The organism is Acidimicrobiia bacterium (assembly GCA_035948415.1).
Taxonomy (GTDB): Bacteria; Actinomycetota; Acidimicrobiia; order IMCC26256; family PALSA-555; genus PALSA-555.
This window is the reverse complement of record DASZJD010000019.1, coordinates 17,052-28,588: the sequence shown is the minus strand read 5'-3', so window position 1 is coordinate 28,588 and position 11,537 is coordinate 17,052. Positions and strand designations below refer to the sequence as shown.

The window sequence follows — 11,537 nt, the reverse complement described above, 5'->3', positions numbered from 1 at the left end:
CCTCGACCCGACGCGGCGGTACTTCTCGCCCGAGATCGAGACCATGCCGCGGGCCGAGATCGAGCGGCGACGCGACGAGCGGCTCCTCGGCGACCTCGTCCCGTGGGCCTACGAGCGCTCCGCGCTCATCCGGGAGACCTGGGACGCGGCCGGCGTCACCCCCGACGCCATCACCACGATCGACGACTTCCGGGCCCGGGTGCCGTTCATCGACAAGGACGCCATCCGCGCCTTCCGCGACCGTCACCAGGACCCATACGGCGGGCTCCTCTGCCTCGACCCGACCGACCCCGACCTCAAGCGGGTGTTCAGCGCCATCTTCTCGACCTCGGGCACGACCGGCGACCCGACCCCGGCGCCGTACGCGGGCCGGGGCCCGAGCTTCCTCGTCCGCGAGTTCTGGGAGCTGGGCTGCCGGCCCGGCGACCACTTCCTCCACTGCCTCTTCACGTTCCGGGGTCCCGGGATCCACGACACCGTCCGCGGCGTCGGGGCGACGCCGGTGTTCGTCGACCACCAGCCCGAGGACGTGCCCCTGCTGTTCCGGTTCAGCCGGGAGTTCCGCCCTACCGGCTGGTACACGCTCTCGGGCCCGCTCGTCATGATGATCGAGGCCGCCGCGGCCGAGCGGGGCGAGGACCTCGAGGAGACCTTCCGCTCGTACGCGGGGGTGGTGTTCGCGGGAGAGCCGATCGGCCCGCGAGCGCGCGCTCGGGTCGAGTCGTGGGGCCTCGAGCTGTTCATCCAGACCAGCCTCGGCGACGTCGGCGCCGCCACCGAGTGTCGCGAGCACGACGGCTGCCACTTCTGGGAGGACACCGCGTTCATCGAGCACCTCGAGCCCGACGGCGTCGCGCCGGCGGGCGACGGCCAGCGCGGGGAGCTGGTGTCGACGACGCTCCTGGACAAGGTGGCGCCGCTCATCCGTTATCGCTCCGACGACATCGTGCGGCTCACGACCGACGCGTGCCGTTGCGGGCGGACCCACGGGCGGATCTGGCCCCTCGGTCGCAAGGGCGACGAGGTCGTCGTCGACGGCGTGTCCGTGCTCCCGGGCGACGTGTGGGCGGCGATCGAGAGCGTCCCGGAGACCGCCGCCGGGCTCTTCCAGGTGATCCGGTCCGAGCGCGAGGTCGACGTGCTGCGGCTTCGGGTCGGGTACGCGTCCGAGGGTCGGCGCGGCCTCGCCGAGCTCCGCACGCGGGTGGTCGACGCGGTCCACGAGGCCGTCGGCGTCGCCCCCTCGGTCGAGCTCGTCGAGCACGACGTCCTGCTCCGGCAGGGGCCGCCCCACAAGATCCCCCGGGTCACGGGGGCCTGAGTGGTCTTCGCCGCCCGCTTCGAGGACCCGCCGGCCGTGTGGGGGGTCGGCCGCATCGTCGTCGACGGCGACGTGGTGCCGTGGCGCGTCTCCCAGCGCGACATCGACGACGAGGCCGCCGCGCTCGCCCCCCGCCTGGCCGCGCTCGGCCTCGGCGACGGCGGGCTCGTCCTGCTCGTGTCGCTGCTCTCGCAGGCGATCCACGTGGTGCCGTTCGAGCACGCCGCCGGGCTGCTCGGCGCCCGCTACTCCTCCGCCGACGCCACCCCGTTCGACGCCTTCCGCACCGTGGCGCTCGTCCGCCAGCTCCGCCCGGCCGTGGTGCTCGGGGTGGACCATCGGGTCTGCGACGGGATCGAGGCCCTCGAGCACGAACTCGGCTCGGTGTTCGGCGCCGTCGCCGCGGTGGTGGCGGCGGACGAGGACGCCGCCGCCCGGCTCCGGCGCGCCGGCCTCCGCGTGGCCCGGTGGGTGCGGCTGGGCCCGACCAGCGCGGTGTCGACCCCGGATGACGACACCCTCGAGTACGACGCCACCCGCTGGCGAGTCGAGGCGGCCGACGACGGCGCGCTCCTCCTCACCAACCTCGGGCCCCGCCTCACCGCCTGCGACCGCCTGCACACCGGCGTGCGGGGGCGAGTCGTGACCCCGGGCCGGCTCGTGCTCGACCCCTGAGGCTCAGCGCTTCCGCAACAGCGTGAGCCCGTCGCTGATCGGGAGCAGCACCGAATCGACGCGCTCGTCGGCGGCGACGGCGTCGTTGAAGGCTCGGATCGCCTTCGTATCGTCGTCGGTGACGGACTCGTCGACGACCGTGCCCATCCAGAGGGTGTTGTCCACCAGGATGACGCCGTTCGGGCGCAGGCGACGGAGCAGCTCCTCGTAGTAGGCGCGGTAGCTGCGCTTGTCGGCGTCGATGAAGGCCAGGTCGACGGTCTCGTCGGTCGGCAGCGCCCGGAGCGTGTCGATGGCGGGCGCGATGCGAAGCTCGATCCGGTCGGCGACCCCGGCTTTCGCCCACGCCTCCCGAGCCAGGTCGGTCCACTCCTCGCTCACGTCGCAGCAGAGCAGCCGCCCGCCGGGCGCCAGGCCTCGGGCGATGCACAGCGCCGAGTAGCCGGTGAAGGTGCCGACCTCGACCGCCTGGCGCACGCCGAGCAGCCGCGTGAGCACGGTCATGAACGCTCCCTGCTCCGGCGCCACCTGCATCAGCGAGCGGGCCGGCTCCCGCCGCTTCGTCTCGTCGATCAGCCAGCGCTGCACGTCGTCGGGGGGCGTGCCGTGCGCGACCAGGTACCCATGGATCGCGGGCGAGAGATGGAACGACTTCGGGGGATCGGCCACGGCGGGAGGTTATCGACCGCGAGGACCGGCGGAGTCACGAGGCGCGGGTCAGCCCGGCGGTGCCTCGAGCCCGTAGAGGCGCGCCGTCGTGGCGTAGGTGACCCGCTCGCGCTCGGCCTCGGGCACGCCCGAGAAGATCCGGTCCAGGGTCTCCCGGGTGTGGGGCCACGTGCCCTCCGGGTGCGGGTAGTCCGACGCCCACAGCAGCGGCTCGACGCCGGTGAAGCCGCGGTTCACGACCCCGGCGCCGTCGTTGCCGAAGGTGACGTGTCCCTGCCGCCGGACGTAGAAGGACGGCGGCTCGGGCAGCTTCGGCTGCACCCACTGCGCGTGCTCCTCGAAGGCCTCGTCCATCCGCTCCAGCAGCCAGGCCAGCCAGCCCGCGCCGCACTCGACCATCACCACGTGCAGGTCGGGGAAGCGGGCCAGCACGCCCGACGAGGCGAGGTAGGCGAGGGTGCGCTGCGCGCCGAGGCCCACCTCGACGTAGTTGATGACCGCGCCGCCGGCCCCCCGCTCGGTCACCGGGTTCGACCCGGTGCCGACGTGGAAGCTCACCGGCATGCCGTGGGACTGCGCCGCGGCCCACACCGGGTCGTACTCCGGCGAGTTGTACGGACGGCCGTCGGGGGCCTGCATCGGGAGCATGATCGAGCGCAGCCCGAGACCCGCGACGCGCTCGATCTCCGCCACCGCCGGCCCGATCTCCTGCACCGCGATCATCGCCGCGCCCGCGAAGCGGCGGGACTGGGCGGCGAACGTCTCCGCGAGCCAGTCGTTGTAGGCCCGGCAGCTCGCCCACCGGAGCTCGGGGTCTGGGATCATGAACCCGAACAGGGCGATCGTCGGGTAGAGCACTTCGCCCCAGACGCCGTCCTCGTCGAGGTCGACGATTCGCTGCTCGGGGTCCCAGCCCCCGGCCCGGAAGTGGCCCCCACCGGCGCGCTCGCGGTCGCGCTGCTCCGCCGCGGTGCCGCCACCCCCGCCCATGCGACGAGGCGCCATCCCCTCAACCAGGAGGCGCGCCTCGCCGTCGACGTCGGCGACGCGTGGCGCGCGGTCCCGGAGCGAGCGGGGCAGCCGCTCCACCCAGAGGTCCGGCGGTTCGACCACATGGGAATCAGCGGAGTTGACGAGCCCCGTCGGCACGCCGGCGAGCATAGGTCTGGTCCCGCGGCCCGGCTCCGGGGACGGCGACGGCCGGCGCCGTGGGCGCGGTGCGACGACCCGCCCGGACGGCGGCCACGCGCCTCACGGCGTCGCCGCTACTGGCCGAGCACGACCACGCAGTCGGCGTTCGCCGATCCCGGCGGCGCCGTGATCGGGAAGCCCTGGACGAGCGTGCCGGGTCCCACCGCGCGGGCGAGTACCACCGCATCCGAGGCGAAGCCGCCCACGCACTCGACGATGCTGCCCTGCTGCACCGGGGCGTTGCCGACGTTGACGATCCGGTAGCCGGTCGAGGCCAGCGCCGACGCCTTCACCGTCGCGGCCCGGGCGGCGCCGGACCCGTTGAGCACGTCGACGCGCACCTGCTGCGGCGGACGGGCCGGCGGAAGCGACCCGCCGGTCGTCGTCGACGTGAGGGCCGTCGTGGTGCTCGTGGTGGTCGGCGCGGTCACGAGCCTCGGGGTCGTGGAGCCGCCGCCGAAGGCGAGGACGAGCGCGGCGATCGCGCCGGCGACGACCGCGACCGACGCGACGGCGGCGATGGCGAGGCGTCGACCCGTCCACCACGACGGGGGCAGCACCTCGCCGGGCCGCAACGATCGGGCCTTGCGGGCGCGCAGGGCGTCGTGCAGCGCGCTGAGCCCGCAGACGACGAGCCCGACGATCGCCGCGAGTCCTAGCCAAGCCAACGTCGGACTCCTCTAGTCGGGCTCGAGTTTACGGGTGGCGCATGCATGGGAGCGGGAGGGGCGTGGGCGCGGCGTCGCTCCGCGCTCGCCAGCTGGTAGGTGGCGTCGAGCGGGCCCGGTCGTGCCTCAGGCGGTGCGGTGCTCCCCCGCGTCGGCGGGCGCCCGCTCCTCGTGGTAGTCGGCCTCGACGTTCACCGACCACACGTCGTTCGAGGCGCCGAAGATGTTGTCGACCGAGAGCATGGCCGTGTACATCGAGTGATCCTGGTTGTTGTACTTGTGCATGCCGTTGCGGCCGACCGGGTACACGTTGGCGGCGTTGGCCTGGAGCCAGGCGCGGAGGGTCTCGACGTTGGCCTTGTAGGTCGCGTCGTACATCGGGTACGCCTTCGGCATCCGCACCACGTACCCGGCCTCGACGTCGGCGGCGGCGACGAGCCCCAGGCGGTCGAGCTCCTGCTTGCCCTGCTCGATGAGGTCGTCGTCGGCCGCCTGCCAGGCCGCGTCGGTCTCGAGCACCGTGTACTCGAGGCCGAGGACGTTGCGCCCGTCCTTCACGAGATACGGGGACCAGGCGCCGAAGTTCTGGATCCGCATCGTCTTGACCTCGGGCGCGTTGATGTAGATCCAGTTGTCGTCCCAGGCCACCTTGTCGGCCGGCACGACGAGCGCCACGGTCAGGAAGTCCCGGTAGGCGAGGCGGTCGGCGGCCGCCAGCACGTCGGCGGGCGCCGGCGGGTCCATCGCTCGCACGAGCGCGCTCAGCGGCATCGACGAGATGACGTGGGTGCACTCGTAGCGGGTCGACCCGCCCTCGGTCGTCGCGGTCACGGCCACGGCCCGCCCACCGGCGTGGTGGACGGCGGTGACCGCCGAGCCGAACACGATCTTCGTGCCCCGGGCGGTCACGAGCTCGGCGGCCCGCTCCCACATCATCCCCGGCCCGTACTTCGGGTAGTTGAACTCCTCGATGAGGCTCGTGACCTGCTTCGACCGGGCCGCCTTGCGCCGGACGCGCTTCGGCTTCAGCGCTTCCCAGACGGCCCGGAACAGGGACAGGTTCTTGATCCGCTGCGCCCCCCAGTCGGCTTGGATCTTGGTAGCCGGCACGCCCCAGACCTTCTCGCTCTGCGTCTTGAAGAAGTGCCGGTAGAGCCGCCAGCCGAACCGCGACGCCACGAAGCCCTCGAGGGTCGACATGTCCTTGGGCTTGCGGATTCGCACCCACAGGTACGAGCCGACGCAGCGGACGGCCTCGACCGGGCCGAGATTGCGGAGCGCGTTCATCGCCGAGATCGGGTAGTCGTAGAACTTCCCGCGGTAGTAGATGCGGCTCTTCCGGGGCCGCCGGAGGAAGTCGTCGGCGCCGAGGATCTCGAACCAGAGGTCCTCGACGGGCTGCACCTTCGTGAAGAACCGGTGCCCGCCGATGTCGAAGCGCCAGCCGTCCCGCAAGACGGTGCGGCTGATCCCGCCGACGACGTCGTCGAGCTCGAGGACGGTCGAGGTCACGCCCCGCTTCGAGAGCTGGTAGGCGGCGGTCAGGCCGGCCGGGCCGGCGCCGATGATGAGGACCTCGGGGTCCGCGGGCGGGGTCTGGTCGGTCACGGGAGCAGACAGCCTACGGGCCCCGCCGACGCGCCGAGGCCTCAGGGCACGTAGAGGCCGAGGAAGCTGAGGAGGGCGTACCCGAGCATCGCCGCCGCCGCTAAGGCGAGCCCGGCCCGCTCGCGCTCGGGGAGCCTGGTGACGATCGCGGCGGCGAGGAGGAAGGGCAGCGCGCCGGCGCAGTAGCGCTCGAACGAGTCGAGGTTGTGCGCCGAGAGGGCGAGCACGAGGGTCAGCGCCGCGTACGCGGTGTAGGACGACGGGAGCCGGCGGGCGACGACGACGAGGAGGGCAGCGAACCCGACCGCCCACAAGACGTGGGCGCCGGGGCCGAAGCGTCCGGCGTTCGAGACGTCGCGGACGCCGTCGACGAGGCTCGTGATCGGGAACTCGAAGCGTCCCCGCAGGTGCGACTGGTTCTGGACCGTGAGGGGCGCGAGGGCGTCGCCGAAGGCGACGCCGGCGTAGGCGAGGAACGCGGCCAGGCCGGCCGCGGGCGCGACGACGGCGGCGGCGCGGCGGGCGCGGTCGGGACGACCCGCGGCGTGCCAGCCGCGCGCCGCCTCGAGGACCGCGGGGACGACCAGCAGCACGCCGACCGGCCGGCAGAGCCCGGAAAGGAGCCCGAGCGGGACCGCCACCGCGAACCGGCGGGTTCGCAGGGCCAGGAACGTCCCCGCCGCCAGCGCCAGGGCGGTGGCGTCGGCGTACCCGAGCACGAGCACCGCGAACGGCGGGAAGACGGCCGCAAACCAGGCCGCTCGTCGCGCCAGCGCGTCGTCGCCGGTCTCGAGGGCCGCGAGCCGGTGGAGCAGGGCGACGAAGACGAGCGCCGAGAGGTTGGCGATCACGACGAGCGCCACGCCCTCGTTGCCGAGGAACACCGCGCCGAGCCCGCGGGTGAGCAGGGGCACGAGCGGGAAGAAGCGCAGCGCCGCGCGCGGCAGCCCGGCGTAGCCATGCGTCGCGAGGTCGCGGTAGAAGGCGGCGTCCCAGGCGAAGAGGCCCTGGCGGAGCGGGACCGGGCGCGGCCGGGCGCCGACCTGGTCGTCGGCGAATCGCGCGACCGCGAGGGCTCCGGCCACGATGACCCGGGCGACGAGCCACGGTCCGACGGCGGCGCGCAGATCGCGGTCGACGAAGCGGGTGGCGCCGAGCCGGCGGGCGAGGGGCCTCACCCGCGATAGATCGTGAGGCTCATGTACTCGGCGATCGAGTCATCCTGCGCCACAGCGATCGCGGCGTTGGGCCGGGCCCGGGCGAGCGCGGCGTCCACCCCCTCGCACTTGCCCTCGACGTGGTTGAAGCCGAAGGCCGAGATGTACCAGATCGTGTGCGGGCCGGCCCGCTGGACCGCCTCGCTCGCGAACGCCGCCGGGCTCGCCGACCCGATGCGGTCGACGTAGTCGACCCAGTCGACGCGGGTGGGCCCGAAGGCGTCGGCGAAGGTGAGCTGCACGAGCCCGGGGACGCCCGCGAGCAGCCGGCTCGCCGACGGCGCGATCTGGTCGGGGCAGTACGCGACGACGTCGCCGGGTCGAGCGTTGGCGGCGATGATCGTGGTCGCCTGTCCGGCCTGGGTGCGGTTCGTGGTCACGTTGCGGATCCCGCCCACGAGCCCGAGGAGCACGACGACGGCGAGGACGCCGGCGCGCACCTTCGGGTCCGTGAACAGGCTGATCCCGAGGGCCACGACGAGGGCGTAGAAGGGGAACATCACCGACGCGTACCGGGAGTCGAACGCGCTGCCGGCCGCGAACGACAGCGTGGTGCCGAGCACGAGGGTGCCGAAGGCCAGGATGGCGACGGCGCGCACGCCGGGGCGGGTCCGGAGGTCGAGCTCGATCCTCCGGCCGTCCAGGCTGCGCCCGAAGACGCCGATCACCGCCAGCGCCAGGAGCGCGAACAGGAGGATGAAGGTCTCGCCGTTGTGGTCGTCGCCGGCGAAGCGCGCCAGCGCCTCGGCGGTGGACGACCAGGGCACGCGGGCGTTGCCCCAGGGGGTCCCGGTGTGGCGCGCCTGGTAGGCGAAGGTGGGGATCCACGGGATGAAGGTCAGGACACCGACGACGATCGCCCCGATGACGCGCTGCGCCGCCCGCCGGACCGGGCCGGCCCCGGCGCGCACGGCACGGACGACGAGCAGCGCCCCCGCCACCGCGACGAGGTAGAAGCACCAGTACTGGGTGTAGATGAGCAGCGCGGTGACGAGCGCGACCAGCGCGAGCCGGAGGGGCGATGCTGACTCGAGCGCGCGCAGCACCGCGAGGTAGCCGGCGAACACGAGCAGCATGATCAGCGAGTACATGCGGGCTTCGGTGCCGTAGCGGATGGCGTACGGCGAGGTGGCCACCACGACGAGGGTGAAGGCGGCGAGCCGTCGGCCCCCGAGGCGCCGCCCCGCGAACCAGGCCAGCGGCAGCGTCGCGACGGACAGGAGGCCCGAGAGCGCCCGGGAGGCGAAGTCGCCGGTGCCGAAGCCGCGGATCCAGAAGTGGAGGAGCGCGTAGTAGAGGGGCGGCGCCCCGTCGTGGCGCAGGGCCGCGTGCAGGTCGGAGAGCGGCAGCCGGGCGACGTTGACCGAGAGGGCCTCGTCGAGCCAGAGGTCCGACCGGGTGTAGAAGCGGAGCCCCACGCCGGCGAGCACGACGGCGCCGAGCAGCACCGCGGCCCACGGCGGCCTCGGACGCGCCCCCGGCGTCCGGATGCCCACGTCGCGCGCGGGCGCCTGGGTCGCCATGCCGAAACCCTAGACGGGCGTCCTTACGGGCGAACCTTCGGGCGCACCGCGGTCGCGAACTGCTCGAGGCTCTCGCTCGCGGGGTAGTCGCGGAACCACAGGACGAACTCCCGGCACCCGGCGTCCACGAACGCCTGGACCTTGTCCGTCACCTGCTCGACGGTCCCGACGAAGTTGTCTCGAACGTAGCCCTCGGGGTCCTCGCGTCCCCACAGGTTCCCGCCGTCCTCCGACGCCAGCCAGGCTCGGAGCTCGCCCTCGGAGGCGAAGAGCCGGCAGTCGGGCGCGTGCGTGCGCACGATGTCCTCGAAGGGCCGACCGACGTCGGCGCAGTGGCGTCGGAGCACCTCGGACTTGTGGACGAACTCGTCCAGGCCGACCTGCCAGTTCGTCGCGTCGGCGCTGGCGGCGGCGATGCGCAGGGTGACGCGCTCGCCGCCCCCGCCGATCCAGATCGGCGGCCGCGCCTGCAGCGGCTTCGGGTCGCAGTACGCGCCGTCGAGCCGCACGTGCTTGCCGACGAACGTCACCGTCGGCTCCGACCACAGCGCCCGCACCGCCTGGACGGTCTCGTCGAGGATCTCCAGCCGCTCCCGCGCCGACGGGAACTCGTAGCCATACGCCTGGTACTCGCGGTCGTACCAGCCCCCGCCGAGCCCGAGGATGAGCCGGCCGCCACTCAGGACGTCGAGCCCGGCCGCCTCCTTGGCGAGGAGGCCGGCGTTCCGGTAGGCGGCGCAGGTCACGAGCTGCCCGAGGCGAATGGTGGCCGTGCGCTGCGACAGCGCCGCCAGCGTGGTGAACGCCTCGAAGACGTGCGTGGGCTCGCGGCGGGGCACCGTCTCGACGTGGTCGTACACCCAGAGGTGCTCGTAGCCGAGCTGCTCGGCCTGCTGGGCCAGCGCCACCGTCCGGTCCCACGCGTCGGCGGCGCTCCAACCGGAGTACTCGAGCTTCCAGCCCTGCGGCGCGAAGGCGCCGTAGCGCAGCGACGAATCAGCCACGCGGCCGCGCTTCGGCGCCGGCGCCGTCGACCGGCCCGTGCGCGCGCGTCGCGGCGAGCGCGCCGCGCCGCCGGTGGCGACGCGGCTCAGCCGGCCGCGGCATCAGCGGGCTGCTCCTTGAAGTCCCACCACTGGACCTCGACCATCATCGGCAGGAGGTACCGGAGGTAGATGCTCGTGATCGCCAGCATCCCGTGGTCCTCGACCTTCTTGTCGATGATGTCCACCCGGTCGTCGTGGTCCCGGAAGGCCTCGGCCCGCGCCAGCATCCCGTCCAGCTCGGCCTCGGTGGCGACCGAGATCCCGTAGTGGTCGAGCCGGGGGCAGGCCATCGGCGAGTCGTCGGCGATCAGGAACACGAACTGCTCGATCGTGTAGACGGACAGGACGAGCCGCTGGCGGTCGACGGTCATCATCGGGATCTCTTCCCAGCCGAACACCTCGCTGTAGAAGCGCACGATCTCGCGCCGGTGGGCGTCGTCGAGGAGGTCGGCCGGCAGGCTCATCGCCACGTGGTTGAACCGCGGCTTGCGGTCGGTCTTCACAGTTCCTCCTGTCGTCGAGGCACGATGAGGACCTTCGCCGCCACCGCGCCGTCGTGGAGGCCGACGAGGGCGTCGAGGAGCCCGTCGAGGGGGACCTCACCGGGCTCGATCAGCACCTCGGCGGGAAAGTCTGGTCGGGCGAGGAGCTCGAGCGCGCGCTCGAAGCCGTCGGCGTCGTAGACGAACGAGCCGGTCACGACCAGCTCGTTGAGCAGGATCCGGTTGCCGTCGAGTCGCGGCGCCTTCATGCCGGCGCCGACGAGGACGAGGGTGCCGCCCCGCTTGAGCTGGCCGAGTGCGGCCTCCATGGCCACGGCGTGGCCGGAGCACTCGAGCGCCACGTCGAAGGCGTCGTCGACGACGTCACCGGGGGACGCCGGGCTCACGAGCTCGGCCGGCTCGACCGCCCGGGCCCCGAGCCGCTCGGCGAGGGCGCGACGCCTCGGGTGCGGCTCGCTGACGACGACGTCGGTCACGCCGCGCGCTCGGGCCGCGGCGACGCTCAGGGCGCCGATCGGACCGGCGCCGGTCACGAGCAGGCGCTGGCCCGCGCGCACGCCGCCCCGGGTCAGCCCGTGGAGGGCCACCGCCAGCGGCTCGGCCAGCGCCGCCGCCCGCAGCGACACCCCGTCGGGGATCCGTCGCAGCGACGCCTCCGGGACGAGCGTGTACTCGGCGAAGGCACCGTCGCTGTGCGCGGCGGCGCCGGGCGTGTGCCGGCCGACGCAGAGCGACGGGCGACCCTGGCGGCAGTACTCGCAGGTCCCGCAGCGGGGGCTCGGGCCGCCGACGACGGCGTCGCCGACCCGCCAGCCGGTGACCTCGTCGCCCACGGCGACGACGCGGCCCGCGAACTCGTGGCCCTCGACCGAGCCGGGTCGACCCCAGCCGTCGAGGACGAAGTGGATGTCGCTGCCGCAGATCCCGCAGTGGCTGACCTCGAGCAGCACGTCTCGCGGCCCGACGTCCGGGACCGGCCGCTCCTCGACGTCGACCTCGCCGGGTCGCCGGTAGACGGCGACGCGCATCGTGTCGGGCAACGCGGTCACGGTGCCCCTCGGGACGGCACGACAGCCACGGTTCACCACCGTAATAGGGTGCGTGACACCTGGGATG

General features: G+C 73.5%; 11 protein-coding genes. 2 read left to right on the top strand and 9 right to left on the bottom strand.

What is annotated here, in order from left to right; translation table 11 throughout:
* Both VG869_02450 and VG869_02445 read left to right on the top strand, forming a co-directional pair.
* Window positions 1-1,321, top strand: a 1,321-nt coding sequence (locus VG869_02450; GenBank protein ID HEV3450039.1) for a phenylacetate--CoA ligase family protein, incomplete at its 5' end; no start/stop codon positions are given.
* Window positions 1,322-1,996: a hypothetical protein gene (locus tag VG869_02445; protein HEV3450038.1), complete on the top strand. Its 675-nt coding sequence runs from the start codon at window positions 1,322-1,324 to the stop codon at window positions 1,994-1,996.
* Between the two features lie 3 nt (window positions 1,997-1,999).
* Here VG869_02445 and VG869_02440 read toward each other — a convergent pair whose 3' ends face one another.
* From VG869_02440 to VG869_02400, 9 genes are all read right to left on the bottom strand, one after another.
* Entirely contained in the window at window positions 2,000-2,665 is a 666-nt protein-coding gene (locus tag VG869_02440) for an O-methyltransferase (protein HEV3450037.1), read from the bottom strand.
* A 48-nt stretch (window positions 2,666-2,713) separates the two neighbouring features.
* Complete coding sequence (locus VG869_02435; GenBank protein ID HEV3450036.1) at window positions 2,714-3,814, bottom strand: amidohydrolase family protein; 1,101 nt, start codon at window positions 3,812-3,814, stop codon at window positions 2,714-2,716.
* A gap of 116 nt (window positions 3,815-3,930) precedes the next feature.
* The gene (locus tag VG869_02430) at window positions 3,931-4,524 is read right to left on the bottom strand and encodes a LytR C-terminal domain-containing protein (GenBank protein HEV3450035.1); all 594 of its coding nucleotides are present in this window, start codon (window positions 4,522-4,524) and stop codon (window positions 3,931-3,933) included.
* Between the two features lie 126 nt (window positions 4,525-4,650).
* Entirely contained in the window at window positions 4,651-6,132 is a 1,482-nt protein-coding gene (locus VG869_02425) for an NAD(P)/FAD-dependent oxidoreductase (GenBank protein HEV3450034.1), read from the bottom strand.
* A gap of 41 nt (window positions 6,133-6,173) precedes the next feature.
* Window positions 6,174-7,310, bottom strand: coding sequence for a hypothetical protein (locus tag VG869_02420; protein HEV3450033.1), 1,137 nt, complete (start codon window positions 7,308-7,310; stop codon window positions 6,174-6,176).
* Window positions 7,307-8,872: a glycosyltransferase family 39 protein gene (locus tag VG869_02415; protein ID HEV3450032.1), complete on the bottom strand. Its 1,566-nt coding sequence runs from the start codon at window positions 8,870-8,872 to the stop codon at window positions 7,307-7,309. Before VG869_02415 ends, VG869_02420 begins: the two co-directional genes overlap by 4 nt.
* Before the next feature lie 23 nt (window positions 8,873-8,895).
* Window positions 8,896-9,876: a TIGR03560 family F420-dependent LLM class oxidoreductase gene (locus VG869_02410; GenBank protein HEV3450031.1), complete on the bottom strand. Its 981-nt coding sequence runs from the start codon at window positions 9,874-9,876 to the stop codon at window positions 8,896-8,898.
* Window positions 9,877-9,962: 86 nt separating this feature from the next.
* Window positions 9,963-10,421: a hypothetical protein gene (locus VG869_02405; GenBank protein ID HEV3450030.1), complete on the bottom strand. Its 459-nt coding sequence runs from the start codon at window positions 10,419-10,421 to the stop codon at window positions 9,963-9,965.
* A complete protein-coding gene (locus tag VG869_02400) occupies window positions 10,418-11,470 on the bottom strand; it encodes an alcohol dehydrogenase catalytic domain-containing protein (GenBank protein ID HEV3450029.1) in 1,053 nt (350 codons plus the stop codon). The genes VG869_02405 and VG869_02400 overlap by 4 nt, the downstream gene beginning before the upstream one ends.
* Window positions 11,471-11,537 lie beyond the last annotated feature (67 nt).